The 21,783-nt window shown below is 72.0% G+C and carries 22 protein-coding genes; 4 read left to right on the top strand and 18 right to left on the bottom strand.

Annotation, left to right across the window (positions count from 1 at the left end):
- Positions 1-2: 2 nt before the first annotated feature.
- From AC4BGE_RS11570 to AC4BGE_RS11555, 4 genes are read right to left on the bottom strand one after another with little or no spacing between them, the layout of a single operon-like run.
- Positions 3-1,031 carry an LLM class flavin-dependent oxidoreductase gene (locus tag AC4BGE_RS11570; RefSeq protein ID WP_490575360.1) on the bottom strand — a complete coding sequence of 343 codons (1,029 nt, stop codon included), beginning with the start codon at positions 1,029-1,031 and terminating at the stop codon, positions 3-5.
- Between the two features lie 10 nt (positions 1,032-1,041).
- Positions 1,042-1,608: a MaoC family dehydratase gene (locus AC4BGE_RS11565; RefSeq protein WP_490570740.1), complete on the bottom strand. Its 567-nt coding sequence runs from the start codon at positions 1,606-1,608 to the stop codon at positions 1,042-1,044.
- Positions 1,605-2,345, bottom strand: coding sequence for an alpha/beta fold hydrolase (locus AC4BGE_RS11560; RefSeq protein ID WP_490570741.1), 741 nt, complete (start codon positions 2,343-2,345; stop codon positions 1,605-1,607). Before AC4BGE_RS11560 ends, AC4BGE_RS11565 begins: the two co-directional genes overlap by 4 nt.
- Entirely contained in the window at positions 2,342-2,668 is a 327-nt protein-coding gene (locus AC4BGE_RS11555; RefSeq protein ID WP_490571069.1) for an antibiotic biosynthesis monooxygenase family protein, read from the bottom strand. Before AC4BGE_RS11555 ends, AC4BGE_RS11560 begins: the two co-directional genes overlap by 4 nt.
- 48 nt (positions 2,669-2,716) lie before the next feature.
- Here AC4BGE_RS11555 and AC4BGE_RS11550 point away from each other — a divergent pair, with 48 nt between their 5' ends.
- Positions 2,717-3,556: a hypothetical protein gene (locus AC4BGE_RS11550; RefSeq protein WP_490570742.1), complete on the top strand. Its 840-nt coding sequence runs from the start codon at positions 2,717-2,719 to the stop codon at positions 3,554-3,556.
- Positions 3,553-4,413, top strand: coding sequence for an NAD-dependent epimerase/dehydratase family protein (locus tag AC4BGE_RS11545; protein WP_490575359.1), 861 nt, complete (start codon positions 3,553-3,555; stop codon positions 4,411-4,413). The genes AC4BGE_RS11550 and AC4BGE_RS11545 overlap by 4 nt, the downstream gene beginning before the upstream one ends.
- Before the next feature lie 120 nt (positions 4,414-4,533).
- Here the strand turns inward: AC4BGE_RS11545 and AC4BGE_RS11540 are convergent, their stop codons facing one another.
- From AC4BGE_RS11540 to AC4BGE_RS11515, 6 genes are all read right to left on the bottom strand, one after another.
- Positions 4,534-5,913, bottom strand: coding sequence for a hypothetical protein (locus tag AC4BGE_RS11540; RefSeq protein WP_490575358.1), 1,380 nt, complete (start codon positions 5,911-5,913; stop codon positions 4,534-4,536).
- Positions 5,910-6,569 (bottom strand): neocarzinostatin apoprotein domain-containing protein, encoded by a 660-nt coding sequence (locus tag AC4BGE_RS11535; protein WP_490575357.1) that lies wholly within the window; start codon positions 6,567-6,569, stop codon positions 5,910-5,912. Before AC4BGE_RS11535 ends, AC4BGE_RS11540 begins: the two co-directional genes overlap by 4 nt.
- A 27-nt stretch (positions 6,570-6,596) precedes the next feature.
- On the bottom strand, positions 6,597-9,512 hold the full coding sequence (locus AC4BGE_RS11530; RefSeq protein ID WP_490575356.1) for an ABC transporter permease subunit: 2,916 nt from the start codon (positions 9,510-9,512) through the stop codon (positions 6,597-6,599).
- Complete coding sequence (locus AC4BGE_RS11525; RefSeq protein ID WP_490575355.1) at positions 9,509-10,264, bottom strand: ABC transporter ATP-binding protein; 756 nt, start codon at positions 10,262-10,264, stop codon at positions 9,509-9,511. Before AC4BGE_RS11525 ends, AC4BGE_RS11530 begins: the two co-directional genes overlap by 4 nt.
- Positions 10,242-11,552 (bottom strand): ABC transporter substrate-binding protein, encoded by a 1,311-nt coding sequence (locus AC4BGE_RS11520; protein ID WP_490575354.1) that lies wholly within the window; start codon positions 11,550-11,552, stop codon positions 10,242-10,244. Before AC4BGE_RS11520 ends, AC4BGE_RS11525 begins: the two co-directional genes overlap by 23 nt.
- 114 nt (positions 11,553-11,666) lie before the next feature.
- Entirely contained in the window at positions 11,667-13,778 is a 2,112-nt protein-coding gene (locus tag AC4BGE_RS11515; RefSeq protein WP_490575353.1) for a hypothetical protein, read from the bottom strand.
- Positions 13,779-13,857: 79 nt separating this feature from the next.
- Between AC4BGE_RS11515 and AC4BGE_RS11510 the strand changes: the two genes are divergently transcribed.
- Together AC4BGE_RS11510 and AC4BGE_RS11505 are read left to right on the top strand one after the other, a co-directional pair.
- Entirely contained in the window at positions 13,858-14,529 is a 672-nt protein-coding gene (locus AC4BGE_RS11510; RefSeq protein ID WP_490570750.1) for a class E sortase, read from the top strand.
- 1 nt (position 14,530) lies between these two features.
- Positions 14,531-14,686 (top strand): hypothetical protein, encoded by a 156-nt coding sequence (locus AC4BGE_RS11505; protein ID WP_490575352.1) that lies wholly within the window; start codon positions 14,531-14,533, stop codon positions 14,684-14,686.
- Between the two features lie 20 nt (positions 14,687-14,706).
- Here the strand turns inward: AC4BGE_RS11505 and AC4BGE_RS11500 are convergent, their stop codons facing one another.
- Genes AC4BGE_RS11500 through AC4BGE_RS11465 form a run of 8 tightly spaced genes read right to left on the bottom strand, consistent with a single transcriptional unit; the run spans position 14,707 to position 21,777 of the window.
- Positions 14,707-15,459 (bottom strand): maleate cis-trans isomerase family protein, encoded by a 753-nt coding sequence (locus AC4BGE_RS11500; protein WP_490570752.1) that lies wholly within the window; start codon positions 15,457-15,459, stop codon positions 14,707-14,709.
- Positions 15,456-16,151 (bottom strand): hypothetical protein, encoded by a 696-nt coding sequence (locus AC4BGE_RS11495; protein WP_490570753.1) that lies wholly within the window; start codon positions 16,149-16,151, stop codon positions 15,456-15,458. Before AC4BGE_RS11495 ends, AC4BGE_RS11500 begins: the two co-directional genes overlap by 4 nt.
- Entirely contained in the window at positions 16,151-16,954 is an 804-nt protein-coding gene (locus tag AC4BGE_RS11490; protein ID WP_490575351.1) for an SDR family oxidoreductase, read from the bottom strand. Before AC4BGE_RS11490 ends, AC4BGE_RS11495 begins: the two co-directional genes overlap by 1 nt.
- On the bottom strand, positions 16,951-17,904 hold the full coding sequence (locus AC4BGE_RS11485) for a hypothetical protein (RefSeq protein WP_490575350.1): 954 nt from the start codon (positions 17,902-17,904) through the stop codon (positions 16,951-16,953). The genes AC4BGE_RS11490 and AC4BGE_RS11485 overlap by 4 nt, the downstream gene beginning before the upstream one ends.
- Positions 17,901-18,641, bottom strand: coding sequence for a hypothetical protein (locus AC4BGE_RS11480; RefSeq protein ID WP_490570756.1), 741 nt, complete (start codon positions 18,639-18,641; stop codon positions 17,901-17,903). Before AC4BGE_RS11480 ends, AC4BGE_RS11485 begins: the two co-directional genes overlap by 4 nt.
- The gene (locus AC4BGE_RS11475; RefSeq protein WP_490575349.1) at positions 18,638-19,945 is read right to left on the bottom strand and encodes an aromatic ring-hydroxylating dioxygenase subunit alpha; all 1,308 of its coding nucleotides are present in this window, start codon (positions 19,943-19,945) and stop codon (positions 18,638-18,640) included. Before AC4BGE_RS11475 ends, AC4BGE_RS11480 begins: the two co-directional genes overlap by 4 nt.
- A gap of 10 nt (positions 19,946-19,955) precedes the next feature.
- The gene (locus AC4BGE_RS11470; RefSeq protein WP_490570758.1) at positions 19,956-20,957 is read right to left on the bottom strand and encodes an alpha/beta hydrolase family protein; all 1,002 of its coding nucleotides are present in this window, start codon (positions 20,955-20,957) and stop codon (positions 19,956-19,958) included.
- A 10-nt stretch (positions 20,958-20,967) separates the two neighbouring features.
- On the bottom strand, positions 20,968-21,777 hold the full coding sequence (locus AC4BGE_RS11465; RefSeq protein WP_490570759.1) for a hypothetical protein: 810 nt from the start codon (positions 21,775-21,777) through the stop codon (positions 20,968-20,970).
- Positions 21,778-21,783 lie beyond the last annotated feature (6 nt).

Here is a 21,783-nt window from a genome sequence, read left to right as displayed (position 1 = left end):
CGTCATCCTTTGGTGAGGGTCTCGATGAGGCCGATGACCTCGTCCTGGCCGGCCCGGACCTGCGCCGGGCTCAGGCCGTGGGTGGGGGCCGACAGCTTCACCGCGTCGGCGAGGCCGCGGTAGCCGTCGATCTGCTCCATCACGCGGTCCCGGTCGCCGTTGAGGGTGATCGCGTCCACCATCTCGGGGGTGACCGCGGCTGACAGGTGCTCGGCGCCCCGGCCGGAGCCGAAGACCTCGATCACCTCCTGCTGGGCCTCGCCGAGGCCGTGGAACTCGAAGAAGTCCGCGTAGGAGCGGACGCTGGCGTAGAAGCCCACGTGGCCGCGCACCCGGTCGACGGCGGCGCGGGGGTCCGGGTCCACCGAGCAGCAGGCCGAGACGACCAGCTCGATGTCGGAGCGGGTGCGCCCCTCGACCGCGGCGAGGCCCGCCTCGATCTCGGGGAGGGTGCGTGCGGAGAGGTACGCCGGGGAGCACAGCTCGTGGCTGATCCAGCCGTCGCCGATGCGCCCGGCCAGCCGGGTCATCGCCGGGCCCATCGCCGCCAGGTAGACCGGGATGCGGGCCCTGCGGACCGGGTAGGGACGCTCGTAGCCGCGGATCCGCATCGGCTCGTGCTCGCCCTCGAGCCGCATCTCCTCGCCGCGCGTGGCGTGGGAGACGAAGTGCCGGACGTTGCGGACCACCTCGTCCAGGTGACCCACCGGCTTGCCCCAGCGGGCGTGGTGCCACTCCTCGTTGAGGCGCTTCACCCCCGTGCCCAGGCCCAGGATGAACCGGCCGTCGGCCAGCTCGTCGAGGTCCAGGGCCTCCAGGGCGGTGACCATGGGGCTGCGCACGAAGGCCAGCTGGATGGCCGTGCCGACCTGGGCGGTGCTGGTGGCCTGGGCGATCGCGGCCGCGCTCACGCTGGCGCTGCGGTGCAGCTCGGGCACCCAGATCACCTCGGCGCCGGCCTCCTCCGCGCGGCGCGCCGCGTCCACCAGCTCTGCCAGGGTCTCGCCCCACGGGGCGAAGGTGATCCGCATCGTCGGCGCCTCAGTCCTCGGCGAGGTCGGTGCCGGCCAGCAGCGAGCGCTTGCCCTCGGGGAAGATCCCCTCGAGCTGCTCGGCCCCCTGCTTGTAGACGTAGAACATGCGCTTGAAGGAGCACACCTCGTCGCCGTGCTGGTTCAGGGTGCGGGTCTTGACCGTGACGATGCCGGCGTGCGGACGCTTGGCCGACTCGCGCTTGTCCAGCACGACGGACTCGCTGAAGAGGGTGTCCCCGGCGAAGACCGGGTGGGTCATCCGGATGTCGTCCCAGCCGAGGTTGGCGAAGGCGTTCTGGGTGAGGTCGGTGACCGACTGACCCACCGCGATGGCCACCGTCAGCGTCGAGACGACCAGCGGCTTCCCGAACTCCGAGCGGGCGGCGTACTCGCTGTTGAAGTGCATCTGGTTGGTGTTCATCGTGAGCAGCGAGAAGGAGATGTTGTCGTGCTCGGTGAGGGTCCGGCCGAGCGGGTGCTGGTAGACGTCACCCACCTCGAAGTCCTCGAAGAACCGGCCCTGCCACCCGGGCTTGAGGTTGGCTGCGGAGGATCCCTGCTCGGAGGTGGTCATCGGAGACCTTTCGTGATCGGGTGCGTCGTGCTGGTCGGGTGCTGGTCGGAGGGGTCGGGTACCTGCGCCAGGAGCAGGGCGGCGACGAGCTCGGGCGCGGTCAGGGGCGCGTCGTGCCCGGCGTCCAGCACGGTGGGCTCGGCCCCCTGCGCCTCGAGCCGGGCCCGGGTGTGGGTCGAGGGGTAGCCGGCGGGGGTGCGCGCGCAGAAGGCGAAGACCTCGCGGACCTCGGCCGGCACCGCGGGCACCGGGTCCAGCGCCGGACCCACCGGGCTGGCGCTCAGGCGCGCGTCGATCCAGCGGGCCGTCTCCTCGTCGTACTCGCCGGAGTCGGTGGGGACCGGACGCGCCGGGACGAGGTCGCCCCGCTCCGGGAGCCGGGCCGGCGGCGGGCCCAGGTCGACGGCGCGCTCGCCCGCGACGGGCACGGCCGCGTCGAGATGGACCACGCAGGCGATCCGGTCCGGGATCCGGGCCGCCACCGAGGAGGTGACGAGACCGCCCTGGCTGTGCCCGACCAGGATCACCTCCCGCAGGTCCTCCAGGAGGATCAGTCGGCTGACCTGGTCCGACCAGACCTTGAGGCCGGTGACCTCCCGGACCCGCTCGTGGTGCTCGCCGGCGCCGACCAGGCTGGGGGCGTGCACGTCGTGACCGGCGGCCACGAGGTGCGGCCGGACTGCGCGCCAGGCCCAGCCGCCGCGGAACGCGCCGTGCACCAGGACGAACGTCGTCATGCCCCCGCCTGGGGGTCGGCCTCGTCGAGGACTACCTCGAGGTACTCGCGGGGGTAGGAGTCGTAGGGCTCGAGGTGCTCGTACATGAGCTCGGTGTGCTCGACGTAGCCCTCGGCCCGCGTGCACGCCTCGTAGCTCTCGACGGAGTCGAACCAGCGCAGGTGGGTGAAGTGCTGGCGGTCCTCCACGCCGCGCACCAGGCGCCTGCCGCGGAAGCCGGGCTGCCCGGTGAAGAACCGTCCGAACTCTCCGCTCAGCGAGATGTAGGCGCTCGCGTGCTCCTCACCCGGCTTGGTGCGGGCCTGACTCACCACCACGATCATCGCGTCCACCTCCTGACAGAATAGATCATATATCTATACTCTGTCGGCATGAGCAGCAGCGCCCAGACCAGGACCATCCACGAGTTCCTCGCAGCCAACCCGGACGTCGACAGCTCCGAGCTCTGGGCCGAGTTCTGGCAGATCCTCGGCGAGGCCAAGGAACGGATCGTGGCCGAGCTCCCGGTGCAGCCCCACCCGGCGAGCGAGGGCCTGGACTACTGGGCCACCGAGGACGAGAGCTACGAGGGCTCGATGAGCACCTTCGTGGGCGATCGTTCCGCAGCGGGTCCGGACGCGGAGGGCCCGGCCGTGGAGTGGCTGGTCCACTCCTGGATCGGCAACCGCAGGAACTCGATCCTCGACATGAACCTGCAGGTCTGGCTCGGGCCGGAGATCGACGTCCCGCACCTGATCCTCGTCTTCGGCACGATCCCGCAGATCTTCTTCTACAGCGAACTCGTGGCGCGGCGGGACCTGATGGTCGACGCCGACTACCTCGCCCGCTACTACGAGCCGGAGAACGAGAAGTTCCTGGCCCTGCGCGGCGACGACCGGTTCACCTGGTCGGTCAGCCACGGCACCTACATGCGCGCCTTCCTCTCCCCCGTCGCCCACTCCTACGTGGCCGACCGCACCGAGGACGTCGTGGAGACGCTGCGCCAGGTGGTCCGGGACCGGGTGGACACCTGGCTGGGCTGGGTGCGCGAGGCCGTGGCGACCCCGGTGGAGGAGCGCGCCGCGCTCCGTGCCCGTGACCACCGCGTCCGCACCCTCGGATACACCCTCGACCCGATGAACGAGCTGTCCAAGAAGTTCCTGGGCGCCGAGCGGGTCGATGAGCTGGTCGCGGTCCGCGCCGGCTTCACACAGATGGAGGAGAACGCATGAAGGTCCTTGTCATCGGAGCCGGGTTCGTCGGCTCCGCCGCGGCCGACCAGCTGGGCGCGCTCGGGCACGAGGTGACCGTCACGGCCACCAGCCCGGAGAAGGTCGCCACGCTCCGCGAGCGCTTCCCCCGCGCCGTCGTGCTGCGCGGCTCCGACGAGGCGACGGTCCGCGAGGCCGTGGCCGGCCAGGACGTCGTCGTGGTCACCGCCGGCCCCTCGGCGTCGGGCTCCATGACCCCCGAGGGCCGGGCGAAGACCTACCGCGACGTGCTGGTCACGACCGCCGAGAACGTGGTCGCCGCCGCCGACCCCGGGACGCGCCTGGTGGCGCTCTCCTCGCTCTCGGTCTACGGCGACGCCGCCAACCACCTCGACCTCATCGACGAGTCGGCCCCGGTGACCACCTCCGACGACCCGAGCCCGAGCAACTTCCTGGCCATGGAGCGGGTCTACGCCTCGACCGGCGACCGGGCCACCATCTTCCGGTGCGGTGACATCTTCGGTCCCGGCGACCCGCCGATCGCCGAGAAGGTCGCGATGGCGCACAAGTTCCTGGGCGGGTCCGTGCCGTTCTCCGGTGAGGCCCTGCTCTACCGGCTGCACGTGGCGGACGCCGCCGACGCGGTGGTGCACGCGGTGCACGCCGAGACCGACGGGCTCTTCAACCTGACCCACGCGCAGGTGCCGCCGACCAACGCCGAGCTCTTCGACCGACTCTCGGCCGAGCAGGGGCTGCCGGCCCTGGAGTACCGCGGCGAGATCGCCTCGCCGTCCTCGCCCATCTCGGTGGAGCGGCTCACCGCGAGCGGGTTCGAGGCCTCCCGGTCGTTCGACCCGGCGCTCGCCGCTCTGGCCTGAGGCACGCCGGCCTCAGGCACGCCGGGGCCCGCGGGCCGCGCAGACAAAGACCACCGGGGTGGGCCGTCGGCCCACCCCGGTGGTCTTTGTCGTGGTACTGCGCCTGTCGTGGCGCGCCGGTCAGGCTCCCTGGCGGCGTCGCGGCAGGTGGAGGAACAACGCCACGCCCGCCAGCACGAGCGCGCTGGACCACAGCCCCAGCATCGCCAGCGGCGCGCCCGACCCGGTCTGCGGCAGGGTGCTGGTGCTGGGAGTGCCGCCGGCCGGCGTGCCACCACCCGGCGTGCCACCACCTCCGGGGGTGCCACCACCCGGGCCGGACTCGGCCAGGTCGCCCACGCCGAAGGTGGCCGCGCCCAGGGCGCCGTCGCCCTTCACCGTGCACTCGGCGCTGATCTTCACCCCGGACATCTCGCCGAAGGCGAACGAGAAGCCGGTCACCTCGACGTCCGCCTCGTCGGCCGAGCTGTTCATCTGCGCGGTCAGCGTCGGCACCGGCACCGTGCCGTACGGCTCGGCGTTGACCGTCGAACGTCCCTTCAGCGCCACGGCCGTGCCGCCCATCTTGGCGTTCATGGTGACGTCCATGGTGCCGTTCTCGATCGGCACCGGGGCCAGGCCCGGGATCTCGCTCAGGCTCGCGGCCAGGGAGACCTTCTGGTCACCGTCCTTGGCGCGCGAGCCGGCCAGCCGGACGCTGGGGGTGTAGTCGAAGTCGCTCGCGAAGGGCTGCAGCAGGCAGCCGTAGGTCACCTTCCCCGACGCGGGGCTCCCCTTGCTGCCCGAGCTCTTCGGCTCCTTGCCCTTGCCGGGGTTCTTGGTGGGCTCCGGCTTCTTGCTGGGCTTCTCGGTGGGTGTGGCCGTCGGCGTCGGGGACGCCGACGGGGCCGGGGCCGGGGTCAGCGTCGGGACCGGAGTCGCCGTCGGCAACGGACCGACCGCGCCGTCCACGCCGACGTCGCCGACCGCCCAGGCGAGGGTGGTGCCCTCGACCGGGCAGTAGGTGGGCAGCACGTAGCCCATGGCCGCCGCGTCGATCTGGATGTTCGTGACCACCACCGCGAGGGGGGTCGCCGCGCCCGGGATCGTGGCGGACACCTTCGGCACCGGCACCGGCGCGTTGGCCGGGACGTCGATGGGTCCGCCCGCACCCTCCAGCGTGACCGGCGTGCCGTTGACCGTCGCGGTGATCTTGGCGACGGTCTTGGCGTCCTTGAGCCCGATCGGCACGATGCCGGCCCCGCCCGGCTTCGCCAGGTCGTTGGCCTGGATCTCGAGGTAGGTGTTGGTCCCGTCGGTCTGCGCGGCCACCGTGAGGGAGGCCGCCCAGTCGAACGACGGGAAGTAGGGCCGCTCCGGCGTCGGGGCGAGGTGCGCGGTCTGGCACGTGACCGTCTGCGAGGAGGTCACCGGTGCGGCCGAGGCGGGCGCGGCGATGCTCAGGCTGAGGGCGGCCAGCGAGGTGGCGGCTGCGCCGGCCAGCAGGCGACGCGCCCTCACGCGACGCCCCCCAGGCGACGGGCACCGAGGCCCAGACCGGCCCCGGCCAGCAGCAGCACGACCGCGCCGAGCACGGAGAACGCCACGACCTCGCCGGCACCCGTCTTTGGCAGGGTGTCGTCGCCACCGACGGGGGCCGCCTCGTTCCCGGTCGCGGTCTCCTCCTCGGCCTCCTCGGCCTCCTCGCCACCCGCGTCCTCGGTGGCCGGCTCGGTGGACCCGCCGCCGAAGGTGATCGGGATGACCACCTGGTTGGCCGCGACCGTGGCCGCGTCCTGGACGGTGGGCAGCGGGGCGGCAGCGATCACGCACTGCACCTTGGTGCAGTCGTAGGAGCCGAACTTCTCCTTGACCACGATGGTGAAGGTCCCGATCGAGCCCGATCCGTCGGCGTTGCGGAACGTCGCCCCGCCCTGGAGGTTGCAGTGGCTCGGGCCGGTGTAGCCCTCGATGCACTGCCCGGCTGCGATCTGACCCATCCCGGGTGCGAAGCCCTTGCCGGTGAGTGTCACCTCCTGGCCGTCGGTGAGACCGTCCTTCGCGCTCACGTCGAGCGAGGGGCCGGCGGCGAAGCCCGGCGGCGCGCCGACGAGCGCCACCACGAACAGCGCGATCGTGGCCGCCAGGGCCTTGGCGAGTCTGGCTGTGCTTCGCATGGTGGTTCTCCTCGGGTCGGCCTTGGCTCAGGGGTGGTACTGGGGGGCGTGTGCGGACAGGGGGTCGAGCGGCGTCGTGGGGACGGTCGGGAGCGCGCTCGCGCGGACGGTGGAACGGGAGATCGCGCTCTCGTCGGTGCCGAGGTAGGACCTGATCACCTCGGGATGGTCACGCACCTCGTCCGGGGTGCCGACCGCGACGACCCGGCCGAGGTTCATCGCGACCATCCGGTCGCACAGGTGGGAGAGCAGCGGAAGGTCGTGCTCGATCACGATCATCGTGGTGCCGAGCTCGCGGCGGATCCCGTGCAGCAGCTCGCCGAGCGACTCGCTCTCGCTCTGCGCGATGCCGGCCGACGGCTCGTCGAGGAGCAGCACCCGCGGCTCCAGCGCGAGCAGGCTGGCCAGCTCGACCACCCGGCGCGTGCCGGTCGACAACTCGGAGATCTGCCGGCGGGCGAAGGGGGTGAGGGCCATCCGCTCGAGCAGCTCCGCGGCCTTCTCCTCCTTGCGCCGCTCGGCCTCCCGGGCACCCATCATCGCGGTCCAGAGCCGGGACGGCTCGAGCCGCTCCTGGGCCAGCATCAGGGTCTCCTGGACGGTCAGCGTGCCGAAGAGGGCGGCGTCCTGGAACGACCTGACCAGCCCGACGCGGGCCCGTTGCTCGGGCGTGCGGCCGGTCACGTCGCGGCCGCCGTAGCCCACCCGACCGCCGTCGGGGGCGGTGAAGCCCGCGATGATCTCGAAGAGCGTGGTCTTGCCGGCCCCGTTGGGCCCGATGATGCCGACGATCTCGCCCTGGACCGCCTCCAGGCTGACGCCGTCGACGGCCACCACGCCGCCGAAGCGGCGGGAGACGCCGTCCACCGAGAGCACGGGCAGTCCGTCGGGCTGGGGCTCGTGACGACCCTCGGGGCGCAGCCCCTCCAGACGGAGCGTGGAGGAGAGCGGCGAGGGCGGCTTCTCGTCGGTGCCGTACCGGGCCTGCCGCACGTCGATGCCGGCCCGGCGCGCGACGCCGTCCGCCCACCAGTCGCGGGCCCGTGCGATCAGGCCGCCCAACCCGTCGGGCAGCAGCACGACCACCAGGAGCCAGCCGACCGACAGCGCGGCGCTCCCGATCAGGCCCAGGCTGAACATGCTGGGGATGCCGATGATGATGATCGCCCCGAGGATCGGTCCGCCGGTCAGCACGAGCCCGCCCACGACGGCGATCGCCACCACGTCGATGCTCGCCGCGGCCGGGAACGAGTTGACGGTGAGCTGCGTCTGGCCGTGCCCGATCACGGCCCCGCCCAGCCCGGCCACGGCGCCGGAGATCGCGAAGACCTGCAGCTTCCGGATCCGCGCGCTGACCGTGAAGGCCCGCGCCGCGTCCTCGTTGTCACGGATCGCCTGCAGGGTGCGGCCGAAGCCGCTGTGCCGCAGGTTGCCGACCAGCCAGGTGGCCACCACCAGCATCAGCAGCGCGAAGAGGTAGTAGTCGACGGCCAGCGTCAGGGCGTAGCCGAAGACCGTGGGCTTGGACGGCTGGACGCCGAAGCCCAGGAAGCTGTCGAGCCGCAGCAGCCAGCTCGTGGTGGCCAGCGCCAGGGCCAGCGTGGAGACCGCGAGCGCGAGGCCCTGGAGCCGCATCGCCGGGATCCCGACCAGGGCCGAGGAGGCCGCCGCAGCCGCGATGCCGGCGGCCAGGCCGAGGACGAAGCTGCCGGTGTTCTGCACGGCGTGCACCGAGACGGCGGCACCGATGCCGGCGTAGGCGAACTGGCCCAGCGAGAGCTGGCCGGAGACGCCGGTGAGCAGTCCGACGGAGAGGCCGACGAGGGCGAAGCCGACGACGTTGGTCATCGCCGAGGCCGTGGAGTTGGAGACCACGTAGGCGGCGCCGACCGCCGCGCCGATCAGGGTGGCGCCCATGACCCGGGGGAACCAGCGGACCGCCCACAGCCTGCGGTACTCCGCCGGCAGCGGCCTCATCACGATCCGCTGCCAGCCGACCCGTTCGCGGGCGGCGCGGCCCAGGGCGGGCTGGCGGAGCAGCGCGACGACGATGACCAGGCCCAGCGCCAGCGGCACCGCGTTGCGGGTGTCGGGGTTGGAGAGGAGCAGCTGCTCGAGCACGCCGACGCCAAGCGAGGCGACCACGGCGATCGGGATCGAGGACATCCGGGCGATGACGGCACCGGCCAGGCCCTTGAGCAGGATGTCCGGGCCGAGGGTGTCGATCGACTGGCCGGCGGTGGTCGGGGTGACGAGCATGGCGGAGAAGGCCGCGACGGCGCCGGCGATGGCCCAGGCCAGCGTGGCCATCCGACGCGCGGGGATCCCCTCCAGCAGCGCCGCGTCCTCGTCGTCGGCGGCCGCGCGGATGGCGACGCCGATCCGGTGCTCGCGCAGGAACCAGGCCAGCCCGACGAGCAGCACCGGACCGAGGAGGACCATCGCGACGTACGGCGTGCTGATCGTGGTGGCGCCGAGCTCGAACTGCGGCAGGCCGGGCGGGCGCGGGAAGGTGAAGCCGCTGACGCCGTCGGCGTTGATGATGAGCGCGGCGATCAGGATGAACTGGGAGAGCCCCAGCGTGGCGATCATCCCGATCATCGTGGGGCGCCCGGTCAGGCGCCGGACCACCAGCCACTCGATGCCGGCCGCCAGCCCGGCGGCCACCGCCATGGCCAGCACGAAGGAGAGCCAGTACGGCACCCCCCAGTCGGCCGCGAGGAGCCCCAGGATGGAGGCGCCGAAGACGCCGATGGAGCCGTGGGCGAAGTTCACGAACCGGCTCGACCGGTAGACCAGCACCAGGCCGATGGCCAGCAGGCCGTAGGTCAGGCCGGCGAAAAGGCCGAGCAGCAGCCGGTCGACGCCGAAGTCGAAGCCGGCCAGCGAGAACCGCACGTCGGTCACGGCCATCACCAGGGGGACGTCCAGCACGGGACTCATACCGCCTCCGCCACGTGGCCGCCGAGCATCAGCGTCCGGATCCGGTCGGGGTCCGCGGCGAGCGCTGCCGCGGCGTCCTCCGCGATGACCTCGCCCTTCTCCATCACATAGGCCCGGTGGACCAGGGAGAGGGCGACGTTGACCGACTGCTCGACGACGAGGACCGAGGTGCCCCGTTCGTTGAGCCGGCGCACCAGCTCGCACAGGCCGCCGACCACGACGGGCGCCAGACCCAGCGAGAACTCGTCGATCACCAGCAGCTCGGGGTCATTCACGATCGCCTTGGCCAGCGCGAGCATCTGCCGCTCACCGCCGGACAGCGTGGAGGCGGGCTGGTTACGACGGGCGTCGAGCCGCGGGAAGATCACCAGCGCGGCCTCGACGGCCTCCTTGACCCACTTCTTGTCCTTGGCCGCGTAGCCGTGCATCGTCAGGTTGTCCACGACGGTGAGCGAGCCGAAGGTGGACTGCCCCACCACCTGGCTGAGCCCCGCCTGCACCCGCTTGCGCGGCGACCACGAGGTGACGTCGAGACCCCCGAGGTGGACCGAACCCGCACTGGGGGCGAGGAGCCCGCCGATCACCCGGAGGGCGGTGGACTTGCCCACCCCGTTGGGGCCGAGCAGGGCGACCATCTCGCCACGCTCCACCCGGAACGAGGCGCCGAAGAGGACCTGGACCGGACCGTAGGACGCGTCGATCCCCTCGCACCTCAGCGCGGGGGCCGCGTCACTTCGTGTCGAAAGGGACATCGTCGCCCTCGTATCGGAAGCACTTGCAGTCCTCGGCGAACCTCATCACCCGGTAGGCCCCCGCGGCGGCGCGGGTGCCGTCGCCCATCGCGTTGCCGAAGCCGGACGCGGTCTGGAAGTCGCCGCCCTCCCGGTCGACGACCTCGCCCCAGGCGGCCGCGTTGAGGGGACCCTCGACGCCGTCCGCGCCGAGCTTGAGCAGCTTGACCGCGTCGCAGTATGGCAGCGCCACGCGCGCGGCCTCGCGGGTCTCGAAGGTCTCCCCGACCTCGGCGAAGATGTCGAGGCACTCCTGCTCGGCACCCTCGGCCGGGAACGGCATCACGTCGTCGGCGACGTCCTGGGGCGGGTGGAAGCCGATGCCCACCATGCCCTTCATCGTGTCGCTGGGGACGGTGCCCGGGTTGTTGACGAAGAACGAGGGGTTGTCATAGCTGGAGATCGCGTAGGTGGCGTCGAAGTCCTTCGAGCCGGCGATGGTGGCGAACATCGAGGCCAGCCGGGAACCCCCCAGGAACAGCACCCGGTCGATGCCGGCGGTGGCGAAGGTGATCGCGCCCTGCTCCAGGCCCATGTACAAGGTGCCGATGTCGGTGGTGTCGACCCACGCCACCTCGGCGTCGATCCCGAGCTTCTTCAGCTGCGGCACCCCCTGGTTCTTCACGGTCCGGTCGTTGACCGGCGAGTCGGCCGCCACGATCGCGACCTTGTCGCGGCCCTCGAAGAAGCCCTCCTGGTCGAGCGCCTTGATGTAGGAGGAGACGAAGGCGTCGTACTCGGGGAAGCTCGGGGCCCACAGGTAGGGGGCCAGCTCGTCGTAGAGCGCGCGGTCGTTGGCCACCAGCGAGATGTCGAGCATCAGGGTCTTGCGCTGGGCGTAGCAGGGACGGGCGTTCGACTGGTACTGGCCGGTGAGCACCACCGCGAACGCCTTCTCGTCCTGGGTGACCTCGTTGCAGAGCTGCTCCTCGGTCGCCGGGGAGTCGGTCTCCGCGTCGTACCACCGGAAGACCGCGTCGAGCGAGCGTCCACCGAGGCCGCCGTTGTCGTTGACCCAGTCCTCCAGGGCCTGCACCTGCTTCTCGGGGTCGCCGATCGAGGCGGTCGTGAAGCCGGTCGTCTCCTTGACCTTGTCGAGGTCGACCCCGACGAAGACGACCTTGACCGACTCGTCGGTGGTGCCGGGCCCCGCCGTGGCGGTGTCCACCTCGTCACCACCGCCGGGCATCATGGCGCCGCAGCCCACCAGGGCCAGGGAGAGGGCGGCGCACGTCAGTCCGGAGCGCACTAGCAGCGAGCGGTCTGTGCGTCGTGGACGGCGTTCCCTTGCGTGACCCATGGCTCCCTCTCGATCGGCCGTGGCGAAACTATATACGATATCTGTTTCAGCGCCAGAGCGTCGTCACGCTTTCTGAACAGGCGTGAGCTCCCTGGACGCCATCCACCGGTCCAGGGCTTCGAGATCGATCACCGCGTCGTCCGCGGCCGGGGCAGCATCGGCGGCGGCCCCGACGCCCGTACCGGCGGCCCGCGCCGCCTGCAGCTCCCACCACCGCGCGAGGGTGGCCAGGTCGATGACCGCCTCCCCGTCCCGGGCGGGCGGCGCTCCGGCCGCGACCGGGGCCGCGAGGGCCATGGCCAGGTCGGGACTGGTGCGCCGGCTGCGACGCCGCACCGCCCAGGCGATCAGCACCACCCCGAGCAGGTTGACCGCGAGCAGCCCCCAGGGGTAGGTCTGCCAGCTCAGGGCGAAGCCGCCGATCTCGCCGTCACCGATCCGCCCGGTGACCTGGTAGGTCCCGAAGGCACCCGTCGGCAGCGAGATCGGAACCTCGATGACCCGGGTCTCCCCCGGGGCGAGCGTGCCGATCCCGTCGCTGAGGTAGACCGGATCGGCCTTCTCGTCCTTGCCCACGGCGATGGTCAGCCCCGGAGCACGTGCCTCGTCCTGGCCGACGTTCTCCAGCGTCAGCCTGAGCACCCGCGACGGCGCCCCGCCGAAGAAGTCGCCCAGGTCGGACGAGCCCACCAGCACCGCCTCGGTGACCGCGACCTCCCCGCCTCCGGCCACCGTCTCGGGGGTGCCCGCGACCTCCTCCTCGACCTCCTCCTCGACCTCTCCGTCGACCACGTCGACGTCGAGGTCGAGCGGGGCGGGGATCTCGACCGGCGTCACGACCGACGGGGTCACCGAGCGCGGCACCGTGGTGGGGGGTGCGGCCTGCTGCTGGGGCGGCCCTCCGCCCCCGCCCTTCCGCGGTCCGGCCTTGGCCCCGGGCTCGGAGGCGGTCAGCCCGGCGTCGGCGAGGTCGAGGGTGGCCGAGAGGGCGCCACCCGAGCGCTGCACGGCCCTGATCTCGACGACCTCGCGGCGCGACGCCACCGGGAGCCGGGCGCGGATCCGTCCGCGCGGGCCGGCCTCGACCACCACCCGGGGGCCCATCTGCTTGCCGTCGGCGTCACGCAGGGTCAGCCGGACCGGCTTGCCCGGGTCCCACTGGTCCCCCACCAGCCGCCACTTCTTGGGTCCGGCCTTCTCGTGCGGCGAGACCGTCGGCTCGCCGAGCAGCTGGACGGGTGTCTCGAGCACCATCGCGACGTCCCCGAGGACCGAGGCGCGCACCAGGCCGTCGCCGGGGACGACGTCGTCCGGCACGGGGATCCAGGCGACCGACGAGCCGTCGGCCGCTGTGGGGACGGTGACCGGGAGTCCGCACGCGGGCGGCACCGCCGGGTCCTCGGCCCCCCCGCACAGCACGAGGTCGACGGGACGCTCGGAGGGGAAGCCGCTGAGGGTCACCCCGATCGTGTCGCCCGCCCGGGCGGCGCCGGCGACCCGCTGGCCGGCGACCTCGGAGACCAGCAGGGCGGTGGCCGGCGAGACGACGAAGGGGGTGGCCACTGCGGGGTCCAGCGGCATGGTGGCCGGATTGACACCGCCGGGCACCCCCTCGGTCTGCCCGTTGCAGACGATCCGCTGCCCGAGGGCCGGCAGGTCGTAGACCACCCCGCGCAGGACCAGGGAGAAGGAGCCCGGCACCGTCAGGGGCAGGGCACCGGTGGCGCTGGTCGCCGGGATCGCGGTCGCCCCGGGGGCGAGCGTGAAGGCCGCGGCCGCCGACGGCAGGGCGGTCCGGACCCCTGCGGAGTCGAGGGCGTCGAGGAGGTACGTCGCCGTCCCCGTCGTCTCCTCCGGCCGGGCGGCGACGGCCGGACCGCCCGAGGCGGCCACCGTGAGAGCCCGGGCGCCGCCCACCGCGGTCGCCCCGCTGGTGGCGAGGCGGACCTCGGGCAGCACCGGCGCGACCGTCCAGGGCTCCAGCTGCGTGCTCACGTCGACGTGTCCGGCAAGGTCCTCGACCCCGGCCATCGGGGCCGGGACGTAGGTCCAGCAGCCACCCGTGGGCACCATCGCGGGCACCTCGGCCGCGGCGCTGCCCGAGGCGAGCCCGGGCGCCGCCGAGCCGATGACGACCGCGAGCGCGACGAGGCCGCGGAGACGTCTTTTCGGCATGCACACTCCTGAGCGACTGGACAGCGCGCGGGGACCGGGATCACCCGGGACCGCAGACTCTAGATGATATATTGATGTGGTGTCGAGCACGTGGAAGTCCGCGCCCGCCACCGCCGTGCGTCTCCTCGCCGAGCTGATGCTGACCGCCGGAGCACTCCTCGCGGCCCTCGCCTTCTACCTCCTGGTCTGGACCAACGTGCAGACCAGCTACGCCCAGGCCGGCCACCTCGAGGAGTTCCGCGCCGAGCAGCGCGAGCACCCCCAGGGGCGCAAGGTGGAGCCCCGCACCGGCGACGGCCTCAACGTGCTGCACATCCCCCGGCTCGGCGCCGACTGGGAGTGGGTGGTGGTCGAGGGCGTCGACCTCGAGACGCTCAACGACGGCCCCGGCCACTTCCCCGGCACCGCGCTGCCCGGCAAGGTCGGCAACTACGCCGTCGCCGGCCACCGCGCCACCCACGGCGAGCCGTTCGCCGCCCTCGACCAGCTGGCCGAGGGCGACAAGGTCTACGTGGAGGCGGCGGACGGCTGGTACACCTACCAGGTGACCTGGTCCCGCATCATCGCCCCGACGCAGGTCGACGTCGTCGCCCCGGTGCCCGGCCAGCCCGGCCGCAAGCCCACCGCCCGGACCATGACGCTGGTGACCTGCCATCCACGGTGGGGCTCGACGGAGCGTCTCGTGGTCGGCGCGCAGCTGGTCGAGCGGCGATCCCCCGCGGCCGGTCCCCCGGACGAGCTGGAGGCCTGAGGTGTACGCGTGGATCTGGCGGATGCTGCCGGGCTCGCTCCCGGTCAAGGTCGTCCAGGGCGTGCTGCTGGTGCTGCTCGTGCTGGTGGTCCTCTTCGCGTGGGTCTTCCCCGCCCTCGAGCCCCACCTGCCGATCGACCAGGTCGTCGTGGGCTGAGCCGGGGCCGAGCGGGCGGGTCAGAAGTCCCGCAGCAGAGACCCGTAGCCGTGCAGGCGGTCCTCGATGCCGTTCTCACGCAGCGCCATCCACCAGGTGGCCGCGTTGATCGCGATCACCGGCTTGCCCAGCCAGCGCTCCGCCTCGTCGGCGAGCTCGGTCATGCAGAGGTTGGTGCCGCACTGGACGATCGCGTCCACGTCGTCCTCGTCGACCTCGCACAGCGCCTCGCGCAGGGTCTGCTCGCTCACCTGGGCGATCGACACCGCGCTGGGACAGCTCAGCCCCTTGATGCGACCCACCTCGAAGCCGAGCTCGGTGAAGAAGCGGCGCACGTTCGCGTCCCCGAGGGGGGTGTACGGGGTCACGACCGCGATCTTCCGCGCACCGAACAGGTGCAGCGCGCGCTCGCAGGCCTCCGCGCCGGTGGCCACGCCCAGACCGCCCGACAGCTCCTGGATCTGCTGCACGAACTGGCGGTTGCCCTCCACGCCGTCCCAGAAGGTCTCGGCGCTCATCCCCATCACCAGGTAGTCGGGCTCCATGGTCATGATGCCCTCGACGCAGTCGGCCATCGAGGCCCGGATCTGCTCGAGCAGGGCCTCCATCCCCTCGTCGTCGCCGATCCGACCGTCGCGGATCAGGATCCGCCCGTAGTGGGAGGTCACCCCCGGCACCCGCATCATGTCGAACTCCGGCTGAACGATGGTGTTGGTGCTCGGCGCGATGACGCCGAACTTGCGGCGCCAGCCCAACCGGTCGATCCCGCTCATGCCGTGATCTCCTGCTGCTCGTCGGTGGCCGCCCGTTCGGGACGCCCGGTCAGCTGCTGGTGCAGCCACAGCGCACCCAGCAGGAAGCAGAGCTGCACCGCCGAGTTGGTCAGCTGCTCGGCCCACTGCAGCTCCGCGGACTGGTTCGGTTGCGCGGCCAGGGGCGGGAGCACGTTGGTGCCCAGCACGTAGACGACGAAGAGCACACCCACCGACCTCTTGCCCTGCCGGAAGGCGTGGACCGCCGCCGTCAGCCCCAGGAAGGTGGCGCCCACCGCCGCCGCGATCAGCAGCGGCCAGGTGTCTCCCATCCACAGGGCGCCCACGGCCGCGGCGACGGGGAAGGCGGCGAACGGCCACGGCGTCACCGTGCTGCCGCGGACCGCGCTGAGCAGTGCCCAGGACAGGGCCGCGAACCCGAAGGAGAGGCAGGGGAAGAGGAGGTTCTCCAGGATCGGGTACTCCCAGCACCCGGCGGCCACCAGGAGCTTCCAGACGGCCTTGCCCAGCCCGCCCAGGGTGACCACCAGGGCGCCGGCGAGGGCGACCGGGAAGGCGCTGGGCACCCGCCCGTGCACCGCCCGGGCCACGAAGACCAGGGCCGCGCCGGCCAGCACGACCGGGACGAAGTCCTCGAGGGCGAGCGCGAGGCCGTACTCGGCGCAGACGTCCACCCCGCCGGCGGCCGCCATCAGCGGGCCTCGGCGAAGATGTCGCGCTTGGTGAAGGAGGCCGTCATGAAGCGGCGCGCCGCCTTGCCGCGCGTCAGCCAGGCGACCCGGACGCCGTGCTTGGTCGCGGCCAGGACCCGGTCGGCCAGCCAGGGGGTCACCGTCTCGACCCGGTCGCCCAGGATGTTGAAGATCTTCTTGACCTTCTCGAACCCGTCGGGGTCCTCGGCGTAGTCGCCCACCAGCAGGTCGGTGGCCACGATGCCGGGCGAGAGGAACCCGACCTTGACCGGCGTGCCCTTCGTCTGACGCACCAGGGCCTCGGTGAGGTACTGCACGGCTCGCTTGGAGGCGCCGTAGACGGCCATGCCGTCCTGGTGCTCGCCGCGGGAGCCGAAGCCCTCCATGTTCCAGATCCAGCCACCACCGGGCTGCGCGGCCATCCCCTCGGAAGCCACGGCGCAGCCGTTGATCACCCCCGCGACGTTGACCGCCAGCACGGAGTCGACCTCGTCCGGGTCGCTCTCGTGCAGCGGGCCCCGACGGGTGGAGAGACCGGCGTTGTTGATCCACACGTCGACCCGGCCGAAGGTGGCCGCGGCGTGGCCCCAGAGCAGCCGCACGGCCTCCCGGTCGGAGACGTCGGCGGCCAGCCCGGTGGCCCGCTGCCCCGCGCCGAGCTCGGCCAGCGCCTTGGCGACCGCCTCGGGCGTCCGGCCGCAGACGACCACCCGGCACCCGCGGGCCAGCAGCTCACGGGCGAGGCCGAGACCGATGCCACGGGTGCCGCCGGTGACGACGACCACCCGCCCCTCGCCGCTCATCGCGGCTCCCAGGCCAGGGAGCCGTGGACGAAGTGGGTGCTGGTGTCCCCGCGGAACAGCTGCCAGACGACGGCGAGCTCCCGGGTGTCGGGGTCGATGAGGAACTCGCGCCCCTTGATCTTCTCCACCCCCGTCGCGTCCGGACCGACCAGGTGCTGGCTGGTGAAGAGCGCGCGGCCGTAGGCGGTCGCGTTGCCGTAGACCTCGGGACCCTCGTACATCGTGCGCGCCCCGTCGCGGTAGCGGTCGAGGGTGTACTGCCGGTCCAGGTCGCCGACCCAGGTGACGCGCTGGCGTGCGGAGCGCAGCGACGTCGGGTCGTGCTCGATCGTCACCTCGACCTTGCCCTCGCTCACCTGGTCGGCGCCGTTGACGAAGAGCGTCCCGACCCAGGCACCCGCCTGCTTGGTGGGCAGCACCTGGGGCCGCGAGCCGCGCTCCTGCTCCAGCTCGCGCCACTTGTCGACGAACCGCTGCGTCTCCGGGTTGGTCTGCCGGTCCAGGGTCCGCTTGTAGACGCCGTTGAAGACCGCGCACACCGACCAGCCGTCGTGGAGGACCGAGGAGTACACCTGGGTCTCCCCGTCGGCCAGCACCTGGTTCCAGGTGCGCAGGTCGGCCTGCCACCCCGGGGAGTAGTAGTGCGCGTCGACGAAGAGCCCGTAGGGCTGCCCGGTCCCGTAGAAGTCGGGACCGGTGTAGACCCGGTTCTCGTCGGAGTCCACGACGCCGAAGTCGAACTGGGCGCCCAGCTCGAAGCGGCTGCGCAGCGGGCCGGAGCCCGACAGCCTGGACTCCATCCAGTAGCGGGTCCCCTGCTCGGTCACCTCACTGGCACGGGCGATCGACTCGAAGCCGACGTGGTTGCCCTGCGCGTCGAAGAGGCCGGGGATCCCGTGCCACTCCCCCTCGATCCGCTTCTGCCACTCACTGGCCTCGGCCTGTGTCATGCCGGCAGCTCGTTGCTCACCAGCTGCGCCCGGATCCCCTCGGCCACGGGCTCGGTGATGAGGCGGGAGATCTGCGCCCACACCTTGTCCACCTCGGGGCTGAAGAGCAGGGCCCGGTTGCGGGCGTCGCGCGCGGCCAGGTCGGTGTCGGCCAGGTCGGCCTGCACCTCGGCCGGCACCTCGCCCTCGACCAGCGAGAACCAGTGCTCCAGGTAGGCGGCGACCGGCTTGTCGAGCTGGCCGAAGGCCTCCGGGGTGGCGCGGCTCGCCAGCATCCAGGCCGACATCACGGTGAGCTGGCGGTTGTCCAGCTCCGCGCGGGAGAGGCCGTCGAGTGCGACGACCTCCTTGTAGCTGTCGGTCAGCGGGGTGTGCGCCCAGTCGTTGTAGACCATGTGGGTCCCCGCATCGGCCCGCTGGATCAGGTCGAGGTGGAAGGCCAGGTGGCCGCCCGCCGCGACCGAGTCCAGGGTGAAGTGCGGGACCGGGCTGTCCTCGGGCATGAAGGCGAAGACCATGTGGCTGTCGAGCCCGATCTGCGGCACCACGATCCCCACGTAGACGGCCTTGGCGATCCGGTCGCCGGAGAAGATGCGCACCGACCCGACCGGGTCGGGGCCCATCGCGGAGTGCAGGACCTGGTAGGCCCCGCCGTCCGCGCCGGTGACCTCGGTGAGGCCACCGCGGGCGACCAGGGTCTCGAGGGTGCTGGTGCAGAGGGCTTCGGGGAGGCTCATGCCTTCACTTCCTTGTCCTGGGCGGAGTCCTGGGCGGAGTCCTGCGCGGAGTCCTGGATGGGGTCCTGGATGGGTGCCGGGATCGGCTGGTCGGCGGTCGGCGGCTCCGGGTCGTCCATCACGAGCCGGCGCTCCTTGCGCAGCGGCACCTCGGACTCTCCGCGACCCATCCGCAGCTCGCGGCTGCGGACCTCCTTGTAGTTCCAGGCACTGGCGAGCTCGGGGACCTCCTTGCGCACCGGCGACGGGATGACCCGCGCCTCGACCCGGGCCGGACCCTCACCGACGATGGTGTTGTCCTCCACGCCCCACCCGGCCTCGATCAGCTCCTGGCGACGACGGCGGTACTTGATCGCGTTGTAGTCGCTCTTGACGTGCAGCTCGGCGGAGAGGTCGAACGGCAGCAGCTCCGGGCGGACGGCGTCGACGATGGCCTGGTCCTCGTAGAGGACCTTGAAGATGCGACGACGGGCGTCGCGGTCGGCCCAGGCGCCCTTGAAGAAGGACCGGAGCGCGACGAACTTGACGAGGGTGGTCTCCTCGTCGATCGGGATGTTGACGTCGAAGATCTTCAGCGCCCCCATCGGGGTGCCGATCTCGAGCAGGATCATGTTGGGCAGCCACCAGGTGGTGGAGACCGGCACCGGAGGCCGGTCGGCCAGGGCCTGCTTGTTCGGGTTGATCATGCCCCACAGGCCCTTGGAGCGCGGCGGGTTGAGCTCGATCGACACCTTGCAGTGCCACTCGGACTCCTCGATCTGGAACTCGGGGACCTCGGGCTTCTCCTTGTTGCCGAAGACGCCGCCGTGCACGAACGGCGTGTGCGCGACGTCCACGCCGTTCTCGAGGATCCGCTCGTAGTTCGACTTCCACAGGAACTGTCCGGTGACGGCTCGGTAGTTGACGTCGTCGTCGATGACCGACCAGTCGGGGAGCGGCGGCCGCTCCTCCTCCGGCAGGTCGCCCATGTAGACCCAGACGAACTTGTACTTCTCCTGGGTCGGGTAGGAGTCGACGCGCGCCTTGCGCGGGATGCCCTTGTCGGGGTGCGCCGGGATCTTCTCCACGACGCCCTCGGGGTTGTACTCCCAGCCGTGGTAGGGGCAGACCACGCAGTCGCCCTTGAGCTCACCGTCGGAGAGCGCCGCACCACGGTGCACGCACAGGTCCGAGAGCGCCACGACGGAGTTGTCGCTGTGCTTGCGGTACAGCACCAGCTGCTGACCCAGGAGCTTGACCTTCATCGGCTTCCCGGGCTTCACGTCGGAGCTGAACTCCACCGCGTACCAGAAGTTCTTGAACATTCGGTTCCTCCTAGCGACGACTTACGTCGGCGATCTCGGGTCTGCGATGGTCGTCCCATCGATCCAGCGCGGCCTTGGACTCGGTGTCACCGATGAGCCCGGCAGCGAAGAATGTGGTCACGAGCTCGGCGAGCACGCCGCGCAGGTGATCCTGGTCGGCGTGGGTGGGCTCCTCCAGGAAGCCGCGCGCCGATGTCGCGTCCTCCGGAGCCGCCGGCAGCATGTGGCCGGCTCCTGCGAGCCTCACCAGCCATGCCTCGGCGGCCAGGGGCAGCGCCTCGCGCCAGGTCCGCTGCACCGGGTCGTGGCCGGGCGCGCCGGCCTCCTCCCCGTAGCGGACGGCACTGGCGGCGACCACGCCGTCGGCCGTGCCGGCGACGAGCATCACGGCCGCCTCGGTCGGGGAGGCCAGCAGCGTGCCCGCCTCGAAGCCGAGCTGCTGGGAGGCCATGGTGTGGGCACCGTAGGTGACCACCGCGCGGATCTGGGGGAACCAGGCCGCGCGAGCCGACTGGAGCGCCACCGTGCCGCCCGCGGAGTGGCCGAAGACGCCGACCCGGTCCAGGTCCAGGAGACCGGCCAGCGGGCCCGCCTCCTGCGCCCCCGACAACGCGGACAGCACGGCACCGAGCGCGGGCGTGGTCGGACGCGATCCGTAGCTCTCGGGCGTGACCGCCTCGAGGTCGACGCCGGGGGTGAGCCCGTGCTGGCCGGGGAAGAGCTCGCCGACCCAGTCGAAGGTCACGCAGACCATGCCGGCCCGGGCGAGCGTGACGGCCAGCTCCAGGTATCCGGAGGAGGCCACGTTGATCCCGGGCAGCACGACGACGACCGGGTAGGGAGCGCCGACCGGGTCGGCGGGCAGCACGCCGCTCATCCGCTCGAGCTCGGTGCGCGCCGCGAGCGCCGGGTAGCGCACCGTGACGTGCATCGTGTCGAACGGCGCCGCCGCGCCCGGCACGCGCACGGCCGTGCGGTGGCTGCGCACCAGTCCCGGGTCGGCGATGTCCATGGAGCTGCCCTCAGCGCTGGTGGGGCCGGGGAAGCTGACGGTCCCCGCCCCAGAGGGCACGCACCAGCTGCTGGGTCATCTCCGGCCCGAAGAACCGGTCCCCCATCTCGTTGGCGGGGTCGCGCTCCGCGATGTTGCGGCGCACCAGCTCGTCCTGGGCGGCGAGCTCGGCCTGCTCCTCGGCGGGGACCTGCCGGGCCTCGTCGACCCATCCCAGCCAGCGGTCGAGGTGACGCTCGGCCAGCTCGGTGACGAGCTCGGTGGTGCGGCTGTCGCCCGGGCCCATCATGCAGTAGGCGGTCGGCGAGAGGCTGGCGCGCACGAAGGCGCTGCGGCTCACGAAGGGCTCCAGCCAGTCGTTCTCCGCCTGGACCCGCTCCCACTCGGCGTTGAGCGGCTCGTAGTAGGCGTCGAAGGACTCGGTGTCGACCAGCAGGTTGGACCGCGGCACGGAGTCGAGGAAGAGCCACCCCTGCGGGAAGGCGCCCAGGGCCATGCCGAAGTGCGGCACCCGCACCTGCGGGCCGAGCCAGATGGTCAGGTGCACGTTGACGAAGCCGGCGGCGGCGTTCTCCATGTGCGAGTGGACCATCCAGTCGATCTCGGGCCCGGAGTAGCCGCGGACGCTGCCCGAGGGCCCGTTCTCGCTGGTGAACGCCTCCAGCTCCAGGGTCGAGGGGTCGCGCTCGAGGGCGAACCGCTCCTGCACCTTGGCGCTGAGCCGGTCGACCAGCGCCTTCCAGTCGGCGAAGAGCGCCGTGACGTCGGTCGGCCCGGCGTCGTCGAAGTACTCCTGCACCGACTTGAGGTTCTGGGTCATGCGTCT

Source organism: Nocardioides sp. Z50_6 (assembly GCF_058215755.1).
Note: the sequence above shows the minus strand (reverse complement) of the source record. Positions and strands in the feature narration are given on the sequence as shown.

Coding starts and splice junctions, on each gene's coding strand:
- AC4BGE_RS11525 (WP_490575355.1), bottom strand. CDS start 10,264: ATGTCCCTTTCGACACGAAGTGACGCGGCCCCCGCGCTGAGGTGCGAG.
- AC4BGE_RS11515 (WP_490575353.1), bottom strand. CDS start 13,778: ATGCCGAAAAGACGTCTCCGCGGCCTCGTCGCGCTCGCGGTCGTCATC.
- AC4BGE_RS11480 (WP_490570756.1), bottom strand. CDS start 18,641: ATGAGCCTCCCCGAAGCCCTCTGCACCAGCACCCTCGAGACCCTGGTC.
- AC4BGE_RS11550 (WP_490570742.1), top strand. CDS start 2,717: ATGAGCAGCAGCGCCCAGACCAGGACCATCCACGAGTTCCTCGCAGCC.
- AC4BGE_RS11490 (WP_490575351.1), bottom strand. CDS start 16,954: ATGAGCGGCGAGGGGCGGGTGGTCGTCGTCACCGGCGGCACCCGTGGC.
- AC4BGE_RS11485 (WP_490575350.1), bottom strand. CDS start 17,904: ATGACACAGGCCGAGGCCAGTGAGTGGCAGAAGCGGATCGAGGGGGAG.
- AC4BGE_RS11535 (WP_490575357.1), bottom strand. CDS start 6,569: ATGCGAAGCACAGCCAGACTCGCCAAGGCCCTGGCGGCCACGATCGCG.
- AC4BGE_RS11475 (WP_490575349.1), bottom strand. CDS start 19,945: ATGTTCAAGAACTTCTGGTACGCGGTGGAGTTCAGCTCCGACGTGAAG.
- AC4BGE_RS11470 (WP_490570758.1), bottom strand. CDS start 20,957: ATGGACATCGCCGACCCGGGACTGGTGCGCAGCCACCGCACGGCCGTG.
- AC4BGE_RS11500 (WP_490570752.1), bottom strand. CDS start 15,459: ATGAGCGGGATCGACCGGTTGGGCTGGCGCCGCAAGTTCGGCGTCATC.
- AC4BGE_RS11465 (WP_490570759.1), bottom strand. CDS start 21,777: ATGACCCAGAACCTCAAGTCGGTGCAGGAGTACTTCGACGACGCCGGG.
- AC4BGE_RS11545 (WP_490575359.1), top strand. CDS start 3,553: ATGAAGGTCCTTGTCATCGGAGCCGGGTTCGTCGGCTCCGCCGCGGCC.
- AC4BGE_RS11530 (WP_490575356.1), bottom strand. CDS start 9,512: ATGAGTCCCGTGCTGGACGTCCCCCTGGTGATGGCCGTGACCGACGTG.
- AC4BGE_RS11560 (WP_490570741.1), bottom strand. CDS start 2,345: ATGACGACGTTCGTCCTGGTGCACGGCGCGTTCCGCGGCGGCTGGGCC.
- AC4BGE_RS11570 (WP_490575360.1), bottom strand. CDS start 1,031: ATGCGGATCACCTTCGCCCCGTGGGGCGAGACCCTGGCAGAGCTGGTG.
- AC4BGE_RS11565 (WP_490570740.1), bottom strand. CDS start 1,608: ATGACCACCTCCGAGCAGGGATCCTCCGCAGCCAACCTCAAGCCCGGG.
- AC4BGE_RS11495 (WP_490570753.1), bottom strand. CDS start 16,151: ATGGCGGCCGCCGGCGGGGTGGACGTCTGCGCCGAGTACGGCCTCGCG.
- AC4BGE_RS11555 (WP_490571069.1), bottom strand. CDS start 2,668: ATGATCGTGGTGGTGAGTCAGGCCCGCACCAAGCCGGGTGAGGAGCAC.